General features: G+C 37.6%; 19 protein-coding genes. 2 read left to right on the top strand and 17 right to left on the bottom strand.

What is annotated here, in order from left to right; all coding sequences use genetic code 11:
• Positions 1 to 11: 11 nt before the first annotated feature.
• The 14 genes from LCM00_RS19015 to LCM00_RS19080 form a co-directional block, all read right to left on the bottom strand.
• Positions 12 to 1,538: a lipopolysaccharide biosynthesis protein gene (locus LCM00_RS19015; protein WP_224905034.1), complete on the bottom strand. Its 1,527-nt coding sequence runs from the start codon at positions 1,536 to 1,538 to the stop codon at positions 12 to 14.
• Positions 1,539 to 1,574: 36 nt separating this feature from the next.
• The gene (locus LCM00_RS19020) at positions 1,575 to 2,561 is read right to left on the bottom strand and encodes a glycosyltransferase family 2 protein (RefSeq protein WP_224905036.1); all 987 of its coding nucleotides are present in this window, start codon (positions 2,559 to 2,561) and stop codon (positions 1,575 to 1,577) included.
• A 102-nt stretch (positions 2,562 to 2,663) separates the two neighbouring features.
• Positions 2,664 to 3,527 (bottom strand): glycosyltransferase family 2 protein, encoded by an 864-nt coding sequence (locus LCM00_RS19025; protein ID WP_224905038.1) that lies wholly within the window; start codon positions 3,525 to 3,527, stop codon positions 2,664 to 2,666.
• A 43-nt stretch (positions 3,528 to 3,570) separates the two neighbouring features.
• On the bottom strand, positions 3,571 to 4,695 hold the full coding sequence (locus LCM00_RS19030) for a glycosyltransferase (protein WP_224905040.1): 1,125 nt from the start codon (positions 4,693 to 4,695) through the stop codon (positions 3,571 to 3,573).
• A gap of 119 nt (positions 4,696 to 4,814) precedes the next feature.
• Positions 4,815 to 6,170 carry a nucleotide sugar dehydrogenase gene (locus LCM00_RS19035; RefSeq protein WP_224905042.1) on the bottom strand — a complete coding sequence of 452 codons (1,356 nt, stop codon included), beginning with the start codon at positions 6,168 to 6,170 and terminating at the stop codon, positions 4,815 to 4,817.
• An 89-nt stretch (positions 6,171 to 6,259) separates the two neighbouring features.
• Positions 6,260 to 7,411 (bottom strand): glycosyltransferase family 4 protein, encoded by a 1,152-nt coding sequence (locus LCM00_RS19040; RefSeq protein WP_224905045.1) that lies wholly within the window; start codon positions 7,409 to 7,411, stop codon positions 6,260 to 6,262.
• A 25-nt stretch (positions 7,412 to 7,436) separates the two neighbouring features.
• Positions 7,437 to 8,189: a sugar transferase gene (locus LCM00_RS19045; protein ID WP_224905047.1), complete on the bottom strand. Its 753-nt coding sequence runs from the start codon at positions 8,187 to 8,189 to the stop codon at positions 7,437 to 7,439.
• A 2-nt stretch (positions 8,190 to 8,191) separates the two neighbouring features.
• A complete protein-coding gene (locus LCM00_RS19050; protein WP_224905048.1) occupies positions 8,192 to 9,439 on the bottom strand; it encodes a DegT/DnrJ/EryC1/StrS family aminotransferase in 1,248 nt (415 codons plus the stop codon).
• A gap of 473 nt (positions 9,440 to 9,912) precedes the next feature.
• Positions 9,913 to 10,188, bottom strand: a complete 276-nt coding sequence (locus LCM00_RS19055) for a type II secretion system protein (RefSeq protein WP_224905050.1) — start codon at positions 10,186 to 10,188, stop codon at positions 9,913 to 9,915.
• Between the two features lie 189 nt (positions 10,189 to 10,377).
• Positions 10,378 to 11,271 carry a UTP--glucose-1-phosphate uridylyltransferase GalU gene (galU, locus tag LCM00_RS19060; protein WP_224905052.1) on the bottom strand — a complete coding sequence of 298 codons (894 nt, stop codon included), beginning with the start codon at positions 11,269 to 11,271 and terminating at the stop codon, positions 10,378 to 10,380.
• 11 nt (positions 11,272 to 11,282) lie between these two features.
• Positions 11,283 to 13,103: a polysaccharide biosynthesis protein gene (locus LCM00_RS19065; RefSeq protein WP_224905054.1), complete on the bottom strand. Its 1,821-nt coding sequence runs from the start codon at positions 13,101 to 13,103 to the stop codon at positions 11,283 to 11,285.
• A 279-nt stretch (positions 13,104 to 13,382) separates the two neighbouring features.
• The gene (locus tag LCM00_RS19070) at positions 13,383 to 14,150 is read right to left on the bottom strand and encodes a tyrosine-protein phosphatase (protein ID WP_224905056.1); all 768 of its coding nucleotides are present in this window, start codon (positions 14,148 to 14,150) and stop codon (positions 13,383 to 13,385) included.
• A 96-nt stretch (positions 14,151 to 14,246) separates the two neighbouring features.
• The gene (locus LCM00_RS19075; RefSeq protein WP_224905058.1) at positions 14,247 to 14,951 is read right to left on the bottom strand and encodes a CpsD/CapB family tyrosine-protein kinase; all 705 of its coding nucleotides are present in this window, start codon (positions 14,949 to 14,951) and stop codon (positions 14,247 to 14,249) included.
• Positions 14,941 to 15,681, bottom strand: coding sequence for a YveK family protein (locus LCM00_RS19080; RefSeq protein ID WP_224905060.1), 741 nt, complete (start codon positions 15,679 to 15,681; stop codon positions 14,941 to 14,943). The genes LCM00_RS19075 and LCM00_RS19080 overlap by 11 nt, the downstream gene beginning before the upstream one ends.
• Positions 15,682 to 15,889: 208 nt before the next feature.
• Here LCM00_RS19080 and LCM00_RS19085 point away from each other — a divergent pair, with 208 nt between their 5' ends.
• The gene (locus LCM00_RS19085) at positions 15,890 to 16,675 is read left to right on the top strand and encodes an SGNH/GDSL hydrolase family protein (RefSeq protein WP_224905062.1); all 786 of its coding nucleotides are present in this window, start codon (positions 15,890 to 15,892) and stop codon (positions 16,673 to 16,675) included.
• Positions 16,676 to 16,712: 37 nt separating this feature from the next.
• Here LCM00_RS19085 and LCM00_RS19090 read toward each other — a convergent pair whose 3' ends face one another.
• The 3 genes from LCM00_RS19090 to LCM00_RS19100 form a co-directional block, all read right to left on the bottom strand.
• Positions 16,713 to 20,645, bottom strand: coding sequence for an S-layer homology domain-containing protein (locus tag LCM00_RS19090; protein ID WP_224905064.1), 3,933 nt, complete (start codon positions 20,643 to 20,645; stop codon positions 16,713 to 16,715).
• A gap of 156 nt (positions 20,646 to 20,801) precedes the next feature.
• The gene (locus tag LCM00_RS19095) at positions 20,802 to 21,365 is read right to left on the bottom strand and encodes a hypothetical protein (RefSeq protein WP_224905066.1); all 564 of its coding nucleotides are present in this window, start codon (positions 21,363 to 21,365) and stop codon (positions 20,802 to 20,804) included.
• 395 nt (positions 21,366 to 21,760) lie between these two features.
• The gene (locus LCM00_RS19100; RefSeq protein ID WP_224905069.1) at positions 21,761 to 24,397 is read right to left on the bottom strand and encodes an S-layer homology domain-containing protein; all 2,637 of its coding nucleotides are present in this window, start codon (positions 24,395 to 24,397) and stop codon (positions 21,761 to 21,763) included.
• 515 nt (positions 24,398 to 24,912) lie between these two features.
• Here LCM00_RS19100 and LCM00_RS19105 point away from each other — a divergent pair.
• A complete protein-coding gene (locus LCM00_RS19105) occupies positions 24,913 to 25,929 on the top strand; it encodes a C40 family peptidase (RefSeq protein ID WP_224905071.1) in 1,017 nt (338 codons plus the stop codon).
• Positions 25,930 to 25,960: the final 31 nt, after the last annotated feature.

Raw genomic sequence — 25,960 nt, forward strand, 5'->3', positions numbered from 1 at the left:
ACCTTCCTCCGTTATTGACGTATATTTTTAAATAAAGCCATAAGTCTTTTTATGAAATGTTGAAACTGTTCACTCACTTTCCAATAGTATATAGTTAAGATTGTTGTAGAAAATAAAGTAACTGTTGTAGTTTGAATAGCAAACTCAACCCATAAATTCACATTATTAATTTGAAGGTAATTATTTATAACTAGTCTATTTAATAATGACAAAATAATAATAATAAATACATTAATTATTAATTCAAACCATTGTACATTTTTAGAATAAAAAACCTCTTTATATATTAACTTATAATTCATTGGTATACCTACAATGAATCTTGAAATAATTATTGCAATTAACGCACCCGTTATACCATAAATAGGAACCAGTGCAAAAGTTAAAATTATATTTAATATAGCCTGAAATGCAGTAAAATTTCTACTCTGTTTATACAAGCCTTTTGCATTTCGAGCTATATAGAGAACCTGAATAAATATGTTGGCAAACATTATTATTCCAAGCATAAATACATCTATGGAATCTAGTAAATACTCTTTACCAATCCATAACTCTACAAAATGGTTTATCGTTGTAATAAAAACAATTGTTATCAAAGTAGAGCTAAACATAATTGCAGTCAGTATTTCCCTAAATAAATTATATACTGATTTATCGTCATTAGATATTTTTAATCCTATAGTTGCTGTAGCACCCTCAATTATTTTTTGCATAAATTGTACTACCTGTGTCAGTATCTTGTTATACGCACTGAAAATCAGAACATTAGTTAATGAGCTTGAGATGGATAATATGATACCTGTAGAACTTCCCATTGCCATCCCTGATATATTGTGAACCAATAGATCCTTCGACATTTGATTGGGGGTTTTATTTGGTTTTTCATTACTCTTTAGTGTTTCTCCATATAATGATTTCACAACGACATTAAAGGAAAAGCTTGAAAGTAATGTAACAATTATACTTACTGTTAATAAAAGGTAAATCGATATATCGAAATAAGTTAATAACATTATTTCTATAATAAAGACTAATGCTATTCTTACTCCCTCAATTAATTCCACTTTATACTTTTGCTCTTTTAATATGATAAGTTGCTTAGGTACTAAAATTAAAAAATACGGAAGAACAAATTTTATACTCAAAAGCAAAAATATTATTACCATATTTAGGTACCCAAGACTTTTATCATTTATTATAAGTGGATAAAATAACGAAATGAAAAAAGCTACAATTAGCATCTTGAAGACTACACTCTTCATACTTAATTTAAACCCTGTATATAATGATGAAACTTCTGATAAATCCCCTCTAGCCATAGGTTTATAAAAAGCATAAAGGTAAGCTGCAGCTAAACCACTTTCAATTAATGAAAGATAAGATAGAGTTTGTGAAGCAGTCTGTATTAAACCATTTATTTCATTTCCATAAACCTTTATAAATAAACTAAACTGTATTATTCCAAGAATAAAGTTAATAATCATGCTTATTGCAGAAACAAATGAGTTAACTGCTACTAATTTTGTTCTATTCAATCCAATAACCTCTTTACCAATCGTATAAGAATTATATTAAGAACGGATCTTTTCAAATTTATATTTCAATTTATTAATAAATATTATTGAGATATTTAGTAATTTAAACTTATATAAAAAAAATTTTATGAGAACTTTAATTGTGGTCAAATTTCTTAATGATTCTAAATATTCATCAGTTGCATCTAAACCTAATTCTATCTTAAAGTCTGCAATTCTTTTTTTATAATATGCCTTAATTTCTTTATTGCTATCAATAATATCTTTATTCTTATTATATAGTAGCTCAAAAGCTTTTAAACCCTTTTCAGGATTATTTGAAATACTATCCTTTTGTACAAAAGAGTCCACAAGAACTTTATCCTGATATAGAACCTTATATTTCTTTGAAACTCTAACCATAAACTCCCAATCTTGTAATCTGGGCATCTCTTCATCAAATAGATTATTTTTAATGCATTCTTTTTTGCAAAGTACACATACAGTCCCTGCCATGTTTTCTTTTAAGAACTGTAATGAAACATCCTGTGAACTATCTAATATTCTCTTTGGGTATTTTTCCTTATCTTTTCCATTGATGTCGTATCGATTCATAGCACAATATACAAGGTCGGCATTATTCTCTTTTAAGTAATTAATTTGCTCCATTAACTTATTTTCAAACCATATATCATCACTATCTTGAAAAGCTATATAGTGTCCTTGGGACAAATGAACACCTTTATTACGAGATGCACAAGCACCGATATTTGTCTCATTTTTAAAATACTTGACTCTTTCATCTGATATATCCTTAACAATTTCTTCAGTTCTATCTGTAGATGAATCATCTACTATAATTAATTCCAAATCAGTATAAGTTTGACTTAACACACTCATGACTGCATCATATATGGTATTTTCCCTATTATATGTTGGCAATATTACACTAATCATTAAGTATTCCCCTACCTCAACCCCTAAATTTTCTATCGTGTATTTAGGGTAACAGTTTTGTTTATTACTAACATTAATTTCATTCATTAAATTAAACAACTATGATGCAACACTTAGAACCGTTTGCTTATGATAATTTGAGCAAATAACTAAATCTATTTATAATACAAGTAAAATCGGAGCTTTATATTAGAGCTGAAAGCGGAGTTTCAACAACATAAATAAGGACTTAACTTTGTGTTTACTTAAAAATTTCCGTCTATTTAGTTCACTTTTAGTTATTTCTCTTATTGAAACATCCTCCAAGTGTAGCACATGTAAACTCGGCTCATATTTAATACCATAATTCATTTTGGTGGCATATTCATATAATATATCCTCTTCCGCAAACATAAAAGTTATTGGTAAAAATGAAAAATCCTCTTTAGCAATATAGTTTCGAGTATATATAATTATTGCACCATGAGGAACAATCTTACTTTGTGTTAATTTCCAAGTAGAATCATGATTCTCCATTAAATTTCGTCTATTCTCTAGATAAGAAACTAATCTTTGATTAAGAAAAGGTATTCTAAGTAACATAATCATTAGTAAATTGTATATCAAGTTTATAGTTATACTCTTTGTATCTAAAGCATTTTTTCTCATTGGGTTTTGATGAAATCCCTGGAAATTTAGTACATCTGGTGCAATTATATGTGTATCGTTACTACTATCTATTATTCCTTTTAATGTTTTAATAAACTCATCTTGTTCAATAATTACATCATTATTCATAACAGCAATTACATCCGCATGAAGTTGTTCCTTAGCAAAACGATAACCAATATTATTACCTCTAGCAAAACCTTCATTACTTGTGTTTCTAATTACATAAATATCTTTTTTATTCGAGTAAATTTTTTCTAGTTGATCACCAGTATTGTTGGGTGAAGCATTATCTACAATAACAATGCTGATTTTCTGCTCTTTTTTTATTTTAAGAATGCTTTCAACACACTTTTCTGTCATCTCTAAAGCCTGATAATGTAAGATTGAAAAAACAATATTCATTAACATCCTCCTGCTATACATAAATTTTACATTTCAGCAGCTTTTAAGCTTTAATTTTCTCAAAAACTTTTTGAAATTGGCTTATCCAGGAATAGTGTTCCTCTGCAAATACCCTCATTTTTTGAGAAATATTTTCTTCTTTTATGCCTTCATAAAAATTAACAACCTCTTTAAAGTCGATAATATCCAGACTTGTTTCAAATCTTTTGACATAAGGATAAGTATCATCGAACGCAGGTTCTCTCCATCCATTAATAAAGGGTATTCCTTTTGCAAAATATTCTTTAGTTTTTAAGCAAGACCCAGTAGTTTCATTTTTACGATAGCTAAATGCTCCTAACCCTAAGTCGCTAATATCATAAACTTTATCTAAATCTTCACCATATAACTTCCCATAAAATGTTACTTTATCTTCCAAACCATACTTTTTAATAAGTCTTTTGGTTTCATCTAAATATTCACCAACTAAATTTAATGTGATATTCCAATCTCCACCATTTTTATAATATTCATGCAGTCCTTTGATAGCCTTATCGTAACTATGAAACCTAGTTTCATTTGCAACACTTATAATTCTAATTGATTTTTGTTTAAATTCTTTCTTGTTCTGAATGGATATTTTATTTAGGTCAATAGCATTATCAATATTTACTGTTTTAACGCCCCAAATATTATCGGTATCACATATACCAGCAACTAAATCTATATAGTTTTTAACGTATGGAGTATAAATACTATCTAATATTAGTATAGGGTTGAGACTAAACTTACCTGTCTTGTAGGGATAGGCATGAGCTTCAACAATCGTTGCTAATCCTTTTGATTTTAAAGCTTTTAATAAACGTAAATATGAATGGTCAAAAAAATGAAATCTTAAATACCCATAATTAAATTGAATATGTGTTTCCTTTATAAATTCTGTTACAATATCTAAAAGGCTCCATCTTCTTAAATAGCGGTTTAAACGACTACTTTTTGTAGGGTATTTTTTTTTCTTTATGATACTTCCGTTAATATCAAAAATCCCCACACCATCTTGTAAATATCCAGAATAATATACCTCATACCCCATCTCTTTAAATGCGTTTATTTGGGTCATAACTTTTTTTGTGATTCCAATAGTCTGATCATAAACTCTTATGTTAGAGTAAAAAAATATTTTCTCCATTATTAGTTACCTCCAATAAGGTGGGGGAATTTTTATTTTGTGACGTTATGAGAATAAGCTTTTTCATCCTCAAAAAAATAAACAGGGAAGAGAATATATCTCCCCCCAATCATTTTTAATTAGTTTCCTACAGGAAGTTTTAAATTATAATTTTTATTAACACTTCCAATTTTAAACACTTTTTCACTTTTAATCTCTCTAAAAGCATCTCGAGTATCAACAATTATCTGAGAATATTTTTCAATTTCTTTATAATCAAAAGCTGTATGATTGGTTAATAATAATATACAGTCATAATCATTTAACATCTCATAATCTAGTAATTTAGAATGGACAATCGATTCATTTTTATCAATAAAACTTATAGCATGTGGATCGTGGAAATCAACCTCTGCACCACTATTTTTTAACAGTTCATATATTTCTAAACTCGGGGACTCTCTTAAATCATCAATATCAGGTTTATATGCCATACCTAAAATTAATACTTTTGATCCTCTTATTGGCTTGCTTACATTGTTTAATGCTTCCCCAACTTTCCCTAATACATAACTAGGCATTGTTTTATTTACTTCTTGTGCTAATTCAATAAACCTACTATAAAAATTTGCCTCTTTTGCTTTCCAAGATAAATACATTGGATCAAGCGGTATACAATGTCCACCAATCCCAGGTCCTGGAGTAAATTTCATATATCCAAATGGTTTAGTATTTGCAGCCTCTATGGTTTCCCAAATATCAATCCCTAACTTGTCACATAACATCGCCATCTCGTTAATAAAAGCAATATTTATACTTCTAAATGTATTTTCTAATAACTTGCTCATCTCAGCAACCTTTGGCGAAGACACAGGTACAATCTTATCTATTATACTTGTATATAGTATTACTCCTAATTCTGTACACTCATTTGTCGTCCCGCCTAATACCTTAGGAGTATTTTTAGTATTAAATTTTTTATTGCCTGGATCTACACGCTCAGGTGAGAAACATAAGAAATAATCTTCCCCAACCTTATACCCTTCTATTTGTAATTCTTTTTCTATTAAGTCTTCTGTAGTTCCTGGATATGTTGTACTTTCTAGTGTGATTAAAATGCCAGAACTCATGTAAGACTTAATTGTACTTACAGCAGAAATTACATATGACATATCAGGATCTTGTGATTTCGTTAACGGCGTAGGTACACAGATACTGACAGTGTCAAGTTTAGAAATCAAAGAAAAATCAGTAGTTGGAATAAAGTTTTTGCTCTCAACAACAGTTTTTAATTCTTCGTTAGGAACATCAATAATATAAGACTCTCCATTTAGTAAATCTTGTACCTTCTTTTCATTCACATCAAAGCCATAAACAGTGTACCCTGCTTTAGCAAATTCAAGAGCTAATGGTAAGCCAACATATCCAAGCCCTATTACTCCAACAATAGCAGTTTTTTCTTCTATTTTGTTTATTAAATGATTGTAATTATTCATTCTATACACACCCTTAACATTTAATTGTTTATTTTCAAATAAGGTAATAAGTTATTATTAAACATAAAATATGGGAATAACTTTTGTATTTAACCATTAGTTTTATATAATTTTTGCATTTCTTTCAGAACATTTTTAAGAGAAAATTGCTTTATATATTCCAAGTTTTTGCTACCAAACTTTACACGTAATTCTTCAGAAGAATACAATTCCTCGATCGCTGCGCAAAAACTATCTAAATCATCCATCTTTATTACATTACCATTGACATTATTAGAAACTAAATCACTATTACCTCTACATTCTGTTACAACTAACGGTAAACCTGTCGCCATTGCTTCCATAACATTTACCGGTAGTCCTTCTTGCCTTGAAGAAGAAAGCGCAATATCGGACATCAGCATTAGTTTTGATATATCTTTTCGATAACCCAGAAATTCAACATTTTGTTTAATGCCCAGACTATCAACTTGTTTTTTATATCTATTTAGCATTTCACCATCACCGGCTAGTAATAACTTTATATTAGGTATTTTATTTTTTAATACACCTACCACATTTATGAGTAAATCTTGGTGTTTTCTAAAACTTAATTCACCAGCATAAATCAAAATAAAATCATTTTCTTTATAGCCGTATTCATACCTTAGTTGTTTCTTAGCATCAAAAGTTTGTGGAGTAAATTTTTCTAAATCAATACCTACTCCATTTATTAATTCAATTCTCTTTGCTTTAAAATTCTTTTTAATTGCTGTATCATAATCTTCCTTATTTATAGTAATAAGTAAATCTGTGTATTTTGAGAGCCATCGTTCGACCGGAAAGTATAGTAACCAATTCTTCAAAGGAGCACCTTTGAAAAAGTGAAACCCATGAGCAGTATAGTGTACTGTAATATTGTGTAACTTTCCAACTACTCTCCCCATCACTCCTCCAACAGGTTCGTGACATTGAATAATGTCATATTTTCCAGATTCGACAAGCTTTTTTAGTTTAAAATAGCTAACGAAATTATTGATTCTTAAAGGAGAACGCGAAAAAGGCATCTCATGAACTTTAAGATTAAATCGTTGTTGTAATTCTTCTAAATAAAAACCTGTTTTGGAACAAGCACATTCTACTATACATCCCTCATCGTGTAATTTTTCTATATGAGGTATAAGAAAATTAAAAATCATAGAATCTGTTGTACAAACTATTAAAACTTTTTTGTTTGATATTGAACTATCAAAATCATTCATATAATTCTCCTATTATAATTATTAATCATTTATGAATTTTAGTTTCATTTACATTATTATTTAACATTTTTCTATCTACAACTTTTTCTCTTTTGAATAATATAACAAATACAGTCTTTATCATTAACTGTATATCATTAAAAAAGCTGAATTCCTTTATACTTAACAGGTTGTATCCCATTTTCTTAGGTAAAACAACTTTTATATATGTTTCATCAACATCCTTTGTATTAGCTATAAGCTGCTCTTCGTCTTTAAAGTTAATACTAGCAGTAGATGTCACTCCTGCAGGTAAAAGTAAAGTGGCCATCATCTCGTTGCTGTACATCTCAACATATTTAACTACTTCCGGTCTTGTACCAACAAAACTCATATCTCCTGAGATAATATTGAGAAGTTGTGGAATCTCATCTAGCCTTAATCTCCTTAAAAATCTACCGACTTTAGTTACTCTGTTATCATTTTTAGTTGTTACTTGTGAACCAATCTTATCTGCATTATTAATCATGGTACGGAATTTGTATATTTTAAACTTTTTTCCATACTTAGTAACTCTAGTTTGTCTAAACATAATAGGCCCTGGTGAATCTATTTTTATTGCAATACTTATAATAATAAAAACCGGAGAGAGAATTATTAAAGTCAAAATAGCAACTACTAAATCAAATAGACGTTTAGACACTAAAGCAAATCTCTTATTATATAAAATTTCATAATAATACTTCACTTTATCATTTTTCATTTCTTTTGGTAGCTCTTCCCATCTTTTTAAAATCACCTTTAATATTCCACCTCCTTAGTTTTTTTATCAAGAACATCATGTAATATCTTCTTTAAGCTCTCACATATATATTCGACATCTCTATTGCTTAATAAGGTATGAAGAGGAAGAGTTATTTCATTTTTATAAACATTATAAGCATTTGGATAGTTCTTAATATCGAATCCAAGATTTTTATAAGCTGAAAACATCGGTAATGGTTTATAATGAACGTTTGATGAAATGCTCTTCTCCGCTAATTTAAAGATTATTTCATTCCTTACTTTTTCATCAATACCTGGGATTCTTATTAAATAAAGGTGACCTGATGAAGTAAACTCTTCACCGTAATGTTGAAGACTCTGGATACCTAGCGGTAACAGTTCTGTATCATACATCTTAATAATCTCTCTACGCCTTTCTAGCAATCCTTCATATCTGTCTAATTGTATTAAACCAATACTTGCCATAATATCAGTCATATTACATTTATAGGCAGGATAAACAATATCATATTCCCATGCACCATTTTGGCTTTTGGTAAGTGCATCCTTGGATTGCCCATGAAGACTATAGAGCATGAACTGCTTATAAAGCCACACATCATCTAAACCACAATCATTTCGCCAAACAACAGCTCCACCTTCAGCCGTTGTAAAATTCTTAACAGCATGGAAAGAAAAACAAGTAAAATCCGCCACTTGCCCACTTTTAATACCTTGTCTCTCTGCTCCAAAAGAATGAGCAGCATCCGCCATAACAATTATTCTATTAAATAAGCTCTGTAGTTCATTCTTCGGATCAAATAGTTCTTTCTTTCTTTCTATTATTTCAAAGATGGTATCGTAGTCGCACATTTTTCCCGCTATATCAACCGGAATTATGGCTTTAGTTTTATCAGTTATTGCATCTGATAATTTAGAATAATCCATTTCAAAAGAATCTAAAGCTGTATCAACCAAAACTATTTTTGCCCCAACATGCTCTATAACTGAGGCTGATGCAGTATATGTGTATGCTGAAGTAATAACTTCATCGCCTGGCCCAACACCTAAAATTCGAAGAGTAAGTTCCATAGCTGCTGTTGCTGAATTCAAGCAAACAGCTTTGTTTGTGCCAACGTATTTAGCAATTCTTTTTTCTAATTCTTTAGTTCTTGGGCCAGTAGTGATCCAGCCAGACTTAAGTGTTTTTATTACTTCATCTATTTCCACATCTGTTATATCAGGTGGTGAAAAAGGTATATTTCGTACTTCAGTATCAATCATTTTAATTTCCCCACTTTACAAAAGTTTTGTTTTATAACATAAGATTTTTTAGTAGATAAGGACTTACCTGGACTCTTCAAATCTATTATTCCAACCAACTACTAATCCACTAAAATTGTTATCTATATCCGATAGCCACCTCGTCATATCTATTCAATCTACCAAGTAAATACTAAATAGATATTCACTTCATAACCTCTTAAAACCGAGTTTCTTCCTATTATATATGGCCATTCAATCGATCTATATTTCTCACTAAAAACGCCTCCAACCCTTATCCCGCAAGGTTTCTAGCGTTCAATCTAAGTACGATAGTCACCTCCCCACTACCATTTAATCTGGTTGAGTCTTATTACAACACTGCTTAACATCCACTCCCCACCTAAAAAGAATCCTACAAAAACGGAACTCTATCTCCATCTTCTTTACCATCATCCTCTTCGCTCACATGCACACTATACTCAACATGCCCATCAACAGGACAAACCACCAAACCTGAAAACATATGAATCAAATCGACTCTCCGAATGATCAACCTCATTTAATACCAACTCTCGACTATAATCTTTATCCAACTGCCTACGATTAGCCACACATACCTCTTCCTCCATATTCTCAACTAAGCCAAAAATGGAAATAACAGCAATTGAACCCAGAATCCCAATTATTACAATAACGGCCAACAACTCAACTAACGTTAACCCACGTTTGTCCAATACATAAGAAAATATTTTCTTTATATAGTTCATCATAATCTCCTCCAACATTATAAAAATGTTTAGCCAGACTAAGATGCCAAAAATATCAACAAGTTGTTAGAAGAACAACTCTAGTAATCCTATCCTCCTCACAAAAAACCAACAAGGCCGCCCCAAAAAGACAACCTCTCCAAAATTATTTAATCTTATAAACTAGAAAAAGAAGAGAAGGGGCCCCAACTAAACCCCAACCCTCCCCCTCTCAATAACACTCTTAAGGTACTCATACACATTCTGCTTCAAATCCCCATGCATCAAAGCAAACTCCACAGTCGCCCTCACAAACCCAAACTTATCACCAACATCATGCCGCTCACCCTTAAACTCACACCCAACAACCATCTGCTGCTCATTCAGCCTCTTAATCGCATCAGTCAGCTGGATCTCTCCCCCAGCTCCCGAAGGGAGGTTCTCTAGTACTTCAAAAATCTCCGGCCTCAAAATATACCGTCCCATAATCGCATAATTAGAAGGCGCCTCTTCCCTCTTCGGCTTCTCAACCAGATCATCGATTCCGAAAACCCCTAGCTCCATCTCCCCACGACCAATTGAAATAACACCATACTTCGATACATCTTCCTCCGCCACAGGCTGAACCCCAATAACCGAAGAATTATATCTCTCATACACATCAATCAGCTGCTTAAGCGCAGGCTTCTCTGGAGAATAAACAATATCATCTCCAAGCAATACCGCAAACGGCTCATCTCCAATAAAACGGTTTGCACATCCGATGGCATGTCCCAACCCAAGCGGTTCTTTTTGACGGATATAATGGATATTCGCCAGCTTTGATATTTCTTGTATCTCTTCCAGCAGTTCAAACTTCTCTTTTTTCACAAGAGTTTCTTCAAGCTCGTATGATTTATCAAAATGATCCTCAATCGCTCTTTTTCCGCGGCCGGTTACAATGATAATGTCCTCAATGCCAGATGCGACTGCTTCTTCAATGATATACTGTATCGTCGGCTTATCCACAATCGGCAGCATCTCCTTCGGCATCGCCTTAGTCGCCGGCAAAAACCTCGTCCCAAGCCCCGCCGCAGGAATAATCGCCTTCCGCACTTTCTTCATTCTTAAGCCTCCTATTTCGCTAAAGATAAAATCTTATTCTCTCTCCTATTAGCCACATTAATCACAAACTCACTAATCTCCTGTACCGTCATTGTCTCAAATCTATCAATCAAATAATGCACTTCATGCTCCTGCTCGAGCACAGCTTTCCCAATATGTATTTTCGGAAATACTGCTTTTGTGTGCACTTCTTTTTCATTAAGTAGCTCTTCGAACATCTTCTCCCCAGGACGGATTCCTGAGAAGTTTATACCGATTTCTTCTATTGTATAGCCCGACAGTTGGATGAGGTTTTTCGCCAGGTCGACGATCTTGACTGGCTCTCCCATATCGAGGACGAAGATTTCTCCGCCGCGTGCCAGGGCACCTGCCTGCATGACCAGTCTGGATGCTTCCGGGATCGTCATGAAATAGCGGGTCATATCCGGGTGGGTAACAGTGACCGGGCCGCCTGCCTGGATCTGCTTTTTAAATAGTGGAATTACACTGCCGCGGCTGCCCAGGACATTGCCAAAGCGGACGGCGACGAATTTCGTTTCGCTCTGCTCGTCCAGCGCCTGGATGACCATTTCGGCAATTCGTTTGGTAGAGCCCATTACATTGGTTGGGTTGACCGCCTTATCGGAGGATACAAGCACAAATGTGCCGACCTCAAATGTATCAGCAGCCTCGGCCACATTCTTCGTGCCGATGACATTGTTTTTCACAGCTTCCTTCGGATTGTATTCCATGAGCGGCACATGCTTATGGGCTGCTGCATGGTAGACCACATCCGGCTGATGCTCCTGCATCACTTCAAAGATCCTTGCCCGGTCCTGGATATCAGCAATAACCGGCCGGATTTCCAAATTCTCGATTTTGAGATTACGGAGTTCCATGTCGATGAGGTAGATGCTATTCTCCCCATGGCCGACGAGAACAATTTTCTGTGGATTAAATTTAATCACCTGGCGGCAGATCTCAGAGCCGATGCTCCCGCCTGCCCCAGTCACCATAATCGTTTTGCCTGTCAGCTTTTGCGAAATGCTTTCTGTATCAAGCTGAACAGGCTCCCTGCCGAGAAGATCCTCAACCTGGACATCTCGGAACTGGTTGACTGAAACATTGCCGAGCATAACATCCTCGATCAGCGGCATAATGACCGTTTTTGCGTCTGTTCCTGCACACTGTTCGAATATTTTCTTCATTTCTTCCTTACTCATGGAAGGAATAGCTATGATGATTTTATCTATCTGTAGAGTTTCGACTGTCTTACTGATGCGTTTAGAGCCGCCGACTACGGGAAGCCCGTGTATTTGCAGCCGGTTTTTCTTCGGGTCATCATCGATAAAAGCAACCGGCTTGATTCCAGCGTCTGTATTTTTCAGCAGCTGGCGGGCAAGCATAGTCCCTGCTGCTCCTGCGCCAATGATCAATGCCCTGGACTGTTCGACCTGAGGCTTGATATACCGGTCGCGGTAGACGCGCCATGCGAAGCGCGAGCCCCCTATAAGGAGGACGTGGAGCATCCAAGCGAGCATAAGGGCCCGGAAGTAGATGTCCTGAATGACAAGCTGCTGGACAACGGCTGTCATCATGATGGAAAGACTGACCGCCTTTACAATGCTGACAAGCTCTCCTACGCTCGCATATTCCCAGGCCTTGTTATAGAGCCTGTAGATGCTGGCGAAGATATGATGGCTCAGAAGCAAAGTTAAAGACGTCAGCATCAATGTTTCATACTTGAATACCTGCAAAGTGGGATGGAGAGTGATATAACTGATATAAATGGCGGACAGAACAATAAGGGAATCTAACGCTACGAGAAACGTTAAGCGTTTTTGATAGGACATCTCAATCCTCCTAATTCTTTAATATGGTAAAGTGCTGATACGAAAATAAATATCTAATGAAAAGACACGACTGTTCATGTACTTCCATTAGATATTTATATATGTAAACGGGCATCCAACCCACCCTCACACCATTCTATTGACGACAAGCGTCTAAGGAAAGAGGCCTCAATAGCCTCTTTCCCACAGAATAGCCGAGTGCCCCCTTGGATAACGGCGAGGAGACATTACCGTGTTCTATATGAAATACCATAATGATATATATTTAGAACGACAAAATTAAAAAATCCCCAAAAACTTCTTTTTCTTGACCGGTTCCGGAATTTCCCGATAGACATTGCTGCCCTCAGCGAGCAGTTCTGCATTTTCGGTAAAGAGATAGACCATGTCAATACCATACTTCTTTTCTATCTGGTCGTAGGCTTCGAGCATCTTAAATGATCTATTTGCAATATTATGGGCGTCTGATGAAACAAAATGGGTCAGATTGGCGTCTATTAATTGTAAGGAAAAGTTTTTAATATTTTTTCCGAAATAACCAGCTACACTCGATGCGGTGACTTGGGTCAGTGCGCCCTTTTTGACCAGCTGGTAAAGCAGGTCAGGACGTTCCATGATCTCCTGGTTTCTTTCCGGGTGGACGATGACTGGGGTCATGCCTTTAACCTGGATGTCGTAAAGCAGCTTGTCTGTATACCTCGGCACATGATTGGATGGAAGTTCAACGAACAGGTATTTACCTGTATTATTTAGCGTAAGAATCTCATTTTTGTCGATATCTTCAAGGATTTCTCCATAAATACGGGTTTCCTGCCCTGGCAGGATTGTCAGGTCAATCTGAGCAGTACGAAGAGCAACATTCAATTCATCTGTTTTTCTCTGAATCTCTTCTTTCGTATTGTCAAATTTACCATTTTTATGATGGGGAGTTGCAATGATTGAACGGATTCCTTCTTTTACTGCAGCTTCTGCCATAGAGAGACTGTCTTCCATCGTCTTTGCTCCATCATCAATGCCGGGCAAGATATGACAGTGAATATCAATCAAAGAACTCCACCTCCTAGTAATTGTAAGATTTGTAAATCCTTTTTAATAATACTATAGTACTATTTTATCGTAAATAGCTAAATATGTCTTTTTTTGTCATTTGTGGCTGTAATAATAGTAATAGTGCGCATTTTCCACTTTTTTGTTGTTTAGCACGGCTCCGAGTAGTTTTGATTTAGCATTCTGCAGCAGTTCCTTCGCCTTCACTGCCTGTTCAACTTCCGTGGTCCCGCTGGAAACTACAAGAATGGTGCCATCAACCTTATTGGCCAGTATCTGCGGATCGGCTACAGCCAACATAGGTGGTGCATCAAAAAGAACAAAATCGTAGTTCTCTGCGGCTATTGAGAGAAGCTCCTCCATTGCCTTTGAACCAAGCACCTCTGCAGGGTTCGGCGGAATTGGCCCGCTTGGAAGTATGAATAGATTCTCTTCGTTCGTTGCCGTTGCCGCTTCAGCTAAATCCATTTGTTTTGTCAGCACGCTTGTCAGTCCAAAAGTATTTGTCAGGTTAAATGTGTAATGAGCCGTTGGCTTCCTTAAATCAGCATCTATCAGCAAAACCCTTTTCCCCTGCTGGGCAAAAACTACCGCCAGATTGGAAGCTGTAGTTGACTTTCCTTCGCCAGGACCTGATGAAGTGATCAAAATGGTCTTCAATTCTCCATCTACTGAGGAGAATTCAATATTTGTCCGAATCGTGCGGTACTGCTCGGCAATCGGCGATTTGGAATTATTAATCGTGACCAGCTTTCTTTTATGATCAGAAGTTTTCGCTTTTTTATTTCTCTTAAGAGCCAATTGATTCACCTCTACCTCTGGATGTACGATCCACGCGCGAAGCCTGCACATCCTCATCTCCTATTTTTGTAATAACCCCTAGTACCGGAAGATCCAGCAGTTTCTCGATATCCTGTTCTGTTTTTACTGTGTTATCAAGGTACTCAAGAAGGAAGGCAAGGCCTATACCCGCCATCAGCCCGACAACTAATGCTATTGCTATGTTCAGGAGAGGCTGCGGTTTAATTGGCGATTGGTTCTCTGCCACTGTTGCTTTAGCCAGTACACTTACATTGTCGACATTCATGATATCTTCAATTTTCGCATTAAAAACCTCAGCGATTTTGTTGGCAATATCAGCTGCTGTCTGTGGATTCTTATCCTCCACACTTAGTGTCACGACCTGTGAATTACTTTCACTTTGCACGGCAATCTTGTCATTTAACGCAGCAGTATCCATGTCTAAATCCAATTCTTGAACAACCTGATCTAAAACTGCCGGGCTCTTCATAATGACATTATACGTATTGATCAGTTGTAAATTCGTCTGAACCTCACTTTGCGTATACATCGATTGTTCGTTCTTCGACTGATTCACCAAAATCTGAGTAGATGCTTCATATATGGGTGTAATAAAGAAGTAACTGATAACCCCGCTTACTATGACTGCTATCAAAGCAATCACTATTATTAAATTCAGTCTTTTTCGGAGCGTTTGAAACAGCTCTTTTAAACTAATTGTCTCTTCCATCTTATCCTCCCTGGATTTTTTGAAAACCATGGTGATTATATCATATACTCTTGTGTTTTATTACATTTCTTGTCATAATTTTAATAATAACAGCTAATTTTGTTACATAAACTCTATTAAACCTTATTTTTACTTAAAGTGGAAGACTTTTTGATAAATTGGGCAAAAATGGATGTTTAATTTGAAATAACTATCTTTGGAGGTATTCATGAAGGCCCTATTTACTGCCTTAATGGCACTGGCGTGTGCGGCTGTTCTAGTGATGGGAAATTTGCATTGGAACGAAAAGACGACCATCGCCGGAGACAGCCAGCTGGAAAAGAAAATACCGCTTCAGCAAGAAGCGCACGATTCAACTGAAGCAGACAAACTATTAAGTCTCGCCGAAAACTGGCCGGAGGAAAGCCAGGCCGCTTTAAAGAAAGCATTGCAAGAGGACCGTCCTTTCAACATCGCCATTGCCGGTTCAGAAATCCTATCATCTGGCGAAAATTCCTGGTCCACCATCCTTACTAAGAAACTTAAGCAAGGATACGGTGACGCTGTCAATATAGCTGTCAAAACATATGACCTCGACTCCCTTTCTTTTCAGTCGCAGGGAAAAATAGAGGACATCACGAGAGAAAAGCCAGACTTAGTATTATTGGAACCCTTTACATTGAATGACAACGGCGTGGTCACGATTGAAGACTCACTTGCTGCGGTGACTAATATTATAGTAGAAACCCGGAAAACAAGTCCGGAAGCCGCCTTCATTCTCCAGCCACCTTATCCTTTATATAACGCGACTTACTATCCGATCCAGGTGGACGAGCTTAAGAAATACGCAGGCTCCAAAGGACTGACTTATATCGATCACTGGTCAGTATGGCCTGATGGTTCTTCTGAGGAAATTAAGGACTATCTGAGTGAGGATTTGAGTGTGCCTAATGAAAAGGGCATTCAGTTGTGGGCGGATTATGTTGGTGACTTCTTAGTTAAGGACGCAAGCTGAAAAAAGCGAATCTGTCGCGGACAGATTCGCTTTTTTATTAGTTTCCTATTTTGACTCTAATTGATTTATTTGGAATGATAAAAGGTGTATCTTCAAGCGAGAAGGTTACTTCGACTTCTCCTGTAGCTCCAGGGAAGATCTCTTCGATGGAGACATCAGCAAATCTCCAAAGATTTTCTATCTTTTTCGACTTTTGCTGGCCGCCGCTTTTCACCGTAATTTCACCGCCATATTGACGGAAGGCTCCTTCATAGTTGAAGTAGAGATCTTCCAGCCGCTGGCCGAGATCGTTCTGAACCGATACATCCAGGTAATTCCACAATTTGTCCTCACTGCTTTGGACTGTAATTGGTCCTTCAATGTTTGGTTTAAACGCAAAATGCGGAGAGGTGACAATTGTCTGATCCCCGGCAGAACGCGGGACATTCACACGGTAGCGCCATTGCTCATTGTCTCTTTCCGAATGATTGGCATAGTATTCAATATACATGTTGCCGAACGTTTTAGATATTTTTAAAGCAGAGTGAAGCTCTCTATCTTCCTCATATATTCCCCGGCTGTAACGAAGGTTTGACCCTTCCCCAGTGTAGGCACTAGGTTTAATATCCCAGCCAGTGAAATTCTCAAAAGTAAGGGAAACTGTATCCACGGAGCTTTCCAGATATACTATCTGGTTGCTGCCGGCAGCAATGTTTACGTCCTTTTTCTCCAAGATATATTCATGCTGATTATCGTAACCGTATACTTCCACCTTGTAAGAGCCAAGCGGAATGGCTGTTGTTTCAGCTATGTTCATAGATCCGTACCATTTTTCTTCCTCAAATCCCTTCCCATCTGAAATGACAATGTTTGAGGTAATGAAGCTGCTGCCTGCAAATGGTATTTGTATTTCCAATGCCCCTGTTACTTCTTGCTTAGCCACAAGTGTTTTTGATGATCCAGACTTAAAATCGGCAACCGAGAATGAACCTGTATAGATATGCTTATCAGTTGGTACTGTATAATATACCACTGCTGCTGAATTGAGGTCCATGCGGGATGAATTTAAGGCAGTGACCTCCATCGTTGACCAGCCTTCATTGGTGTCGCCCGTTCTGATTGCCCAGCCAGTATGCTCATAATAACCTGTTTCTTTATTTTCTATTTTAAAGATAGGAAAGTCGGTGAACACTTCTCCTGCTGGAGGAACAAAATTCACAGAGCCTTCTATTGTAGAAGAATCTTCATCAAAGAAAGGAAGTTCCAAATACGCTTCTCTGAAGGCATTCTCAGCCTCTTCCAGCTTGCGCTTCTCGGCTGCACTGCTCTCTGTCGTAAGTCCGATCTTGAGTGCAGTCTTTGCATCAGTTACTGCTTGTTCAAAAGTACGATACGCTCCTTCAGGTACATGTCCTAGTGTATCCCCAATAGATGACCTTGCCAAAAGCTGTTCCATCGCACGAAGATAAGAACGGAAGTCGGAAGTATCAACGAAGATTCGCTTGGAGCCAAAGGTTTCCAGTTCACTCTTAAGCGCACCGGAAATCATGTCAATCTTTTGCTGTTCAGCATTCTTATCTGTTGCTTCTTTATCAATGTTATTTTTCGCTTGCTCTGCTGTACTAATAGCAGCATCTAGATCATCTACTGCTGATTGTGGAAATTGGTTATCCTGATTTCCGATATCTGCTCCATTCTTTAAGATTGTCGCAACTTGAATGTACCGGTCTAAGTCAATGAAATCCAAATCCTCAGCAAATACCAGTGTGGATGCAGTTCTAAATTGAGCAGCAGAAACCTGATTATTTTCTGTGACTACAACACCCGGCCGTTTAATCGGGTTCTGGATACTGCCTTCAGCATCAACTTGTACTGCTGCGTTGTACCTAACTGCCATATTCACTATTGCCGCTTTAACTACTACAATCGCACCGGCCGTATCAACGGTGACTGTTTCTGCAGGAGTTGAAATAGTAACTTGTTCTGTTGTGTTTATATTGATTGTTCCTGATACCTTCGCTGTACCCTCTGCTTCGATTACAGTACTCGTGGAGGTTTCAATTCTCAGTAATCCTGATATATCAGTTGAGCCCTTAAGGCTGATGGTGCTTACTTTGCCTTCAATCTTATGCACGCTATAGCTTTCATCCCTTATATTCTCAAGGGTTATACTTTCAATGTCGTTTCCATAGACAATTTCTTCTATAGTACCATTTTTAAGGGTCATGTTTTTTCCATTCACAGTTACCTTAGAAAGTGTTAAACCATTTAAGTCTATGACACGATTTTCTGTACCTGCTGGAATTTTAATATCTTTTTGGAACCCTTCAGGCAGCTGGAGGCTGGCTTTTACTTCTACCTCATCAACGGTAATAACAGACTGTGCCTGCTTCAGAGCAGCAGCATTTTCAACATATGCCACTGTACCGTCTTCATTTTCACTATAGCCTGTTAGTGTGACATTAAGGGTCAGCTTGACAGCAGTTCTGTATCCTTCTACCGCTCCATTATATTGGTACGTCCCTACATCTTCAGTATAAGCCGTTCCATCCCAAATGATGTCTACCTGCTTTTTCTTCCCATCTGACATGACAGCTTCCACCTTGGAAGGAAGGGTGTAGCTCTCGCCGATATTAACGGTTTTTTGAATATCAGCAATTGATGAGATAACAATTTCACCGCTATTCCCCCCGCCAGGTGATGGTGAAGGAGCTGGCTGTACAACAGTCCCGCCCGGACTGGTCCCCGTGTTTGTACCTGGGCTGCCCGGCTTCGTCACTCCATTTTCAACCACTTCGGCCGGCTGCTTTTCAAACACAGTACCCTTGCTATTCAGGAATGCTTTTTCAATGGTTCCCTCACCTGTAAAGCTGGAGGCAGCATTAACTGACAGGTTCTTAACCTTCGATCCAGCTGGAACATTGATCACTGCGTCCTTTGAATTGACGGTTACCTGATCAAACTCCCCTGTAAGATTAATTGCAATATGAGCCGGTGCATCAATTACAATGGATTTTACTGACACATTTTTCTGATTAGCGGCGTCCAGCTTAACAGCTGATCTAATCAGCACTTCATTGATGCTTGTTGTCCCCTCGGCAGCAACACGTACAGGACTGCCAGCCTTGCTGATTATAACCTTGTTCAATTGGGAGTCAATCACATGAATGCTATTTTCTCCTCCGCCATTAATGAAGGTCTTACCTTTAACAGTTACATTTTGAAGAGTGGCGTCGCCTTCACCAACCATTTTGCTAATGGTCAGATTCCCTTCAACCACCAGGTTTTGAAGCTTCACATCTTTACTATCAATTATGATATGTCCCTTGAGCGTTTGGGTGCCTTTATCCGGCCCAAAGGTTCCAGCTGTCCCATATGTATGAATGGAAGCTTGGCTTCTGTCCAAAGTTACAACAGCCTCAGCCCTTGTAATCGGTTTCGCCGACTGAAAGTATCCATCTGGATAGCCTGTCATATAGCCTAAAGCTGACACCGCGCCGATATGATTTTGGCTCCATGCCGCAAAGCGATCTTTATAGCGGGATGCTTCCTTGCTGTTTGGTTCAAGCTCATAAATTCTTGATAGCACTGCAGCCACTTCCTGGCGGCTGATGGATTGATTCGGCCTGAATGAGCCATCTTCATATCCTGTCATATAGCCTGCTGCATCTGCTTTTTGAACTTCTGTCTTATACCAGGCACTGTTTTTAATATCAGAGTATGTACGTGCAGATTTTTCCTTAAAATCAAAAGTCCGGTTAACTAGTGCAGCAAATTCTGCACGGGTAATGCCCTTATTCGGCTTAAAGCTGCCGTCTTCATAACCCTTCATTAACCCTTTTTGAACCCATAATGTAATTTCTTTACTGGCCCAATGTCCCTTAATATCGGAAGCTGCATTTGCGCTTGATAATCCGATAGAAGAGAACAGCATCGTAAGTATTAATAGGACGCTGGCCAGCTTTTTTCTAAAGCCTGTCTTCTTGTTCAATTCTTCATCTCCTTTAATTGTGGTTAATTTTACCTATAGTATACTACTATAATATCATGCTTAATTGTGTCGAACTTTGTAGAAAACCAAACTTTTTGCCCTATTTTGGCAAAAAAATAAGCCTTTACTAATAAGTAATGGCTCTCATGCTGCTATTTATTTCACTAAAACAATCTTTATATTATTATGCTGCCAATCGTTCAGCTCCAACCTATTGTAAGGAGCTTTATCTTTTATCCTATTAAACTCGTCAATAATCTCACCCTTAAATTGATTAAAGGATTCCTCTGTATGTATTTTATTACCTCTCTTTTTAAAATAGATTGTGCCTTCCGCAAACAGGCCATCCTGATCCTCATAATCAGCAACAAAAATCCGGCTGTCAAAACCGAGCACATATGTATCATTCTTCATCCCCATCGCAAAAGCCTTATCCATAAAAGCTTCCACAAATAAGTCACGTACCTCATATTTCTTTTCTTTTATGGTTTGTTGATATTGCTCTTGTTCGTAGTTTTCCATAATACCTCTTAAACCAATAAAACCGAGTACCAGCACTACTAAGACGGCCGGTAGATAGAAGATCACCTTATTGCCCCTTGTGATGCCACGTTTTTTATCACGGATGATTTGGATGATATAGCCGAGGATGGTGAAAACCAGGACTGATGGTGGTATTAATAGGATTAAGTAAAGGCCACTGGTGCCTTCTTCATTCATGGACACTATAAACAAAAAGATTATGGGTACTATTATTCCTAAGAGGAAAGCTGTTAGGATGTAGAATTTGCGGTAGAAGATTAGGATTCCTAAGAGTAGTAGGATGGTGATTGGGTTGATTAGTATGGTTGTTAGTGATGGGAGTAGGGTCATGGTGTTTTGTTCCTTTCTAAATATGTCTTTCGCGGTTCTACGTTCACAAACACTGACAGCAAAGCCGCACAAGAATAAAAGACTGGATGATTACGTGCATTTACTATGTATAAAAGTTGTGTAGGAACCCAACATTTAGTATAAAACCAGTAACTTTCTCTTTCTCTTTCTCTTTCTCTTTCTCTATCCAAAGAGAAACCCTGTTGAGAGCTTTCTCAACAGGGTAGTCTTTTTAGTGAAAATTATTTTTTAGTGACAGTAGTCTTTGCTACTGATGTAGCTGATGTTTCGCTTCCACGCTTATAAACGTTGAATTGAACTTTATCACCTGCATCTACAGCAGCAGAGTTAACTGTAACTGTGCTAGCAGCACCTACTGGAGTAGCAACTTCACCAACAGTGAATGCTACATCCCCTGAATCTCCAACAGTAGTAGCTACTACTGTACCTAGGTAGATGTCAGTGCCTAAGTCAAAGCCGTCTGGTGTAGTTGCTTTGTCAAAGTAAACGACTAGCTCGTTTCCGTTTACTGGCTCATAGCGTACTACTCCGTCAAATGCAGACGCGCTAGTTCCTAAATTAGTTAAGAATTGAGGGAGTTTCAATGAAGCTTCGTTTGCCTCGTTGAACTCAATACCTGATTGGAACGTAGCAGTTGAAATTGTAGGAGCTGAATCTACAATGTCAAATTGCTTTGTAGCAACTAATGTTGTGCCATCATAAACTTTGACTAACCCTTTACCAGTCTCAAAGTTCTCATTGCTGAAACCATCTTCTACAACTAGATCTTCACGAGAAACGATAACAGTTTTACCATCAGTTTCTACTGTTGCATCAGCTGTAAGTTGCTTTCCATCTGCATCGAAAACTTGAACAGTGCGATCACCGAATTCTTCGTTACCAGCAAAGTATCCATTTAGAGTTTTCTCTAATTTGAATGAAATACTGTCTGCAGATGATGTAGGATTCAAGTCAATAGAAGAGGCAGAAGCTACTAGAGTTCTTGTAGCTGTTCCTGTTACAGCTGCAACATTTACAGTTACTTTCCCAAGCAACTTACCTTCTTTAGATTTGATTGAGATAGAGCCCGTACCTACATTAGTATCGTCAGCTGTAACTTCTAGAGCCACACTTCCGTTCTTTGCACTATCTACTGAAAGTTCACCAGTTGCAATTACCTTACCGTTTGCAGTTGCGTTTTCAACGATTAAATCAGCAACAGCATCGCTATCGGCATATAGAGTATCGCCAAGCTGGTCTTTTATTGTTACATAAGTAGTCTTAGATTGTTCATTAACAACCTTAACTGATGAAGCATCGAAAGTAGCAGCTGTTGCTGTACGAACAGTTGAAGATGGCAATACTGTCAATGTAACATCTTTAGTAGCTGTACCAGACTTAACTGTAATTTTAACTGTACCAGCTTTTTTCGCAGTGATCACACCAGTGTCACTAACAGTTGCGATAGTTACATCGTCAGAAGAGTAAGTAACATCACCAGCAAGTGTAACTAGGTTGATAGAAGTACGACCATCTTGTAAAGTTGCCTTTACAGACTCAACAGTTGCAGTTTCACCAACAATTAATTTGTTGCTAGTTAGAGTATTAATTACTTCAGTAGCACCATCAACTACATTCAAAGATACAGAATCAATTGAAGAGAACGCTGTTTTAGATTTATCATAAACTGTTACATCAGCCCATCCAGATACAAGTACATCATTTCCTTTAGAAACGGATACTTTGTAGCTGAAGTCGTCATCTTCATCAATTGAAGAAGTTAACTCGCCAGTGATGCTAGTAGTAGAAGTACCATTACCATCTTTGAATACTGCTTCATCAGCCTGGAATACTACTGAATAACCCTGTGCTACCAACTCAGCAGCTGTCATATCTTTTCCATCTACGTTAATTCCGAGGAATTGACCAGCATATCCTCCGAAAACAGCTGTTTCAACTGCTTTAACTTCTTTAATTGCAAGTGGCGAATAAGTATAAGTCGCAGAACCCGCTAGGTCAGAAAGACCAGTTACAACCACTTTGTCACCAGTGCTTAATGGAGAAGTTAGGTTTAATTTATATTGAGTGTCACTTACTTTTTCTAAAGTAAAGTTAGCTTTTGCATCGTTAATTTTCAGCTCGAAGTCTTCAGCTGTAACAGTTGCTCCGTCTTTCACTTTACCTTTTAAAGTTACGTTTAAAGTTGTAAGGTCAGACGCACTTACACCAGTAACAGAAGCTTTACCAAGAGTAAAACCAAACTTGAGATCAGCATCTACAAGCAATTTAGCAAAGTCTGCACGATCGATTGTTGAGTTAGGTTCGAAAGTAGTCGCTGTCTTACCGTTGATTAGGCCGTTTGCATAAAGAGTTTTAACATAATCAGTGTACCAAACTCCTTCTTTAACATCTGTAAATGGAGTTTTAGCAGTTGGTTGAAGATCTAAATCGTATGCCTCAACTACTAGCTTTGCAAATTGAGCACGAGTCAGAGTTCCGTTTGGAGCAAACTCTTTTTCGTTAATACCATCAATTAGTTTTGCAGCATAAAGGGCATTAATGTAACCAGAATACCATGCACCTTGCTTTACATCTTCAAAAGAAGCTGGAGCAGCGCTAGTGTCTAGACCGCGAATGATTGAAACCATTTTCGCAGCTTCTGCACGAGTTACTTTAGCACGAAGACCAAAAGTGCCGTTTGGCATACCTTCGATGATACCTGCATCAGCAAGTTGGTTTACGTAAGGAGCGTAGAAGTTGTCGTCCTTTACGTCTGGAAAGCTAGCAGCGCTAACTGCTGGAGCTACAGCAGAAGCTACCATAGCAGCTGTTAAAGATGTTGCTAAAAACTTACGGTGGTTCTTGGATTGGTAAGCCATAAGTGAAATATCCTCCCTTAAATATGTTGCTTAATTTTCTGCAGGTTATGGCGATTCATTAGATTACTAGACTGCTTGTTGCATTCGCCAGCTGATCCAGTTATGTATAGCCCTCTAACAAACTGCTTTTACCCCGCAAAAAAAGAGTTAAAGTAAATTAAAGTAAAACAATACAAGACATAGTATAAGTGACAAATTATGGTGAGTCAACTTTTTTCTATTTTGGTAACTGTCTTGCAGTTCTCAGTTAATTTACCTGTTAATCTAATATTAACCATTTTTTCATTTATTTCAACAGGAAACTATTTCTAAATCGTTATTTTCTTACAAAAAAAGTCAAATGTCCCGCCTTTCGGTCCATGTTTTTGGGGTAATTTAGCTGTTATATTACAAAATCTGCAGTTTTTGCGGAAAAATACCGTCGCCTTTGTTACATAAATGTAAAATAACAAAAATATATTACATGGTAAAATATATTCAAAATATTATAAGTTTATGGGTATCGGGGGCTAGTTATGTTTAAGAAAATCATTTTTTGTCTGGGAGTTTTGCTTTTTAGTAGTTCTATAGGAGCTGCGGTTGGACAGGCTTCCGGAAAAACAACCGGCGAACAGGCTGTTTTTCTCGCCAAGGAGCATTTAGGTGTCCCTTATAAGATGGGTGGAAATACACTTGATGGCTTTGATTGCTCCGGACTTATCCTTTATGTCTATAACCAGCTGGACATCAAGCTGCCGCGCATATCAGCCGATCAGGCGAAGGCGGGCACAGAGGTTTCCAAAGAGGATCTCCAGGCGGGCGACCTCGTATTCTTTAAAGATACATATAAATCCGGAATTTCCCATGCAGGCATCTATATCGGGGAGAACCTGTTCATCTCCGCTACTACTTCTAAGGGAGTCCGGATTGATTCAATCAATGATCCATATTATTGGCAAAGCCGCTACGCAGGTGCAAGAAGGGTGATTACCGAGACGGCATCTGTCGCTCCATCTGCAGCTGCGGCCGGCTCATTTACAGATGTCCCTTCTTCCTATTGGGCATACGAAGCCATTACAGATCTTAAGAAAAGAGGCATCATCAGCGGAGGAAATTCAGGTGAATTCCTGCCAGACTCCATCCTGAAGCGCTCTGAAGCGGCAAAGATGCTGACAGAAGCGTTCAAGCTGACCGGCAAGGCTGCTGGGGATTATCAGGATGTACCAAAATCACACTGGGCATATTCCTACATCTCAGCTGCTACGGCAAGCAATTATTTCACTGGCTATGCCGGCAATCAGTTCAAGCCTGATGCGCCAATCACGCGAGCAGAGATCTCCTCCCTGCTTTCACGGGTATTCAATCTCAAGCCTGCTGGACAGGCAGTCAGCTTCTCCGATGTGCCGGTAACACACTGGGCCTATCAGGATATCCAGAAGCTGGCGTCCAATAAAATTACAGGCGGCTACTCGGATGGAACTTTCCAGACTAACAGGGTCACAACCCGCGCTGAATTTGCTTCCTTCCTTTACAGAGCATTGGAAATCAACTAAAGAAAAGGCCGGTCACTTTGGGTGATCGGCC

The organism is Bacillus infantis, assembly GCF_020171945.1.
GTDB classification, from domain to species: domain Bacteria; phylum Bacillota; class Bacilli; order Bacillales; family Cytobacillaceae; genus Bacillus_AB; species Bacillus_AB infantis_A.

Excerpts from the sequence above, each read along its gene's own strand:
- LCM00_RS19055 (WP_224905050.1), bottom strand. The coding sequence starts at position 10,188 with ATGAACTATATAAAGAAAATATTTTCTTATGTATTGGACAAACGTGGG.
- LCM00_RS19100 (WP_224905069.1), bottom strand. The coding sequence starts at position 24,397 with ATGGCTTACCAATCCAAGAACCACCGTAAGTTTTTAGCAACATCTTTA.
- LCM00_RS19040 (WP_224905045.1), bottom strand. The coding sequence starts at position 7,411 with ATGAATGATTTTGATAGTTCAATATCAAACAAAAAAGTTTTAATAGTT.
- LCM00_RS19025 (WP_224905038.1), bottom strand. The coding sequence starts at position 3,527 with ATGAATATTGTTTTTTCAATCTTACATTATCAGGCTTTAGAGATGACA.
- LCM00_RS19050 (WP_224905048.1), bottom strand. The coding sequence starts at position 9,439 with ATGATTGATACTGAAGTACGAAATATACCTTTTTCACCACCTGATATA.
- LCM00_RS19080 (WP_224905060.1), bottom strand. The coding sequence starts at position 15,681 with ATGGAAGAGACAATTAGTTTAAAAGAGCTGTTTCAAACGCTCCGAAAA.
- LCM00_RS19065 (WP_224905054.1), bottom strand. The coding sequence starts at position 13,103 with ATGTCCTATCAAAAACGCTTAACGTTTCTCGTAGCGTTAGATTCCCTT.
- LCM00_RS19035 (WP_224905042.1), bottom strand. The coding sequence starts at position 6,170 with ATGAATAATTACAATCATTTAATAAACAAAATAGAAGAAAAAACTGCT.
- LCM00_RS19095 (WP_224905066.1), bottom strand. The coding sequence starts at position 21,365 with ATGAATGAAGAAGGCACCAGTGGCCTTTACTTAATCCTATTAATACCA.
- LCM00_RS19020 (WP_224905036.1), bottom strand. The coding sequence starts at position 2,561 with ATGAATGAAATTAATGTTAGTAATAAACAAAACTGTTACCCTAAATAC.
- LCM00_RS19030 (WP_224905040.1), bottom strand. The coding sequence starts at position 4,695 with ATGGAGAAAATATTTTTTTACTCTAACATAAGAGTTTATGATCAGACT.
- LCM00_RS19085 (WP_224905062.1), top strand. The coding sequence starts at position 15,890 with ATGAAGGCCCTATTTACTGCCTTAATGGCACTGGCGTGTGCGGCTGTT.
- galU (WP_224905052.1), bottom strand. The coding sequence starts at position 11,271 with ATGAAGAAAGTGCGGAAGGCGATTATTCCTGCGGCGGGGCTTGGGACG.
- LCM00_RS19105 (WP_224905071.1), top strand. The coding sequence starts at position 24,913 with ATGTTTAAGAAAATCATTTTTTGTCTGGGAGTTTTGCTTTTTAGTAGT.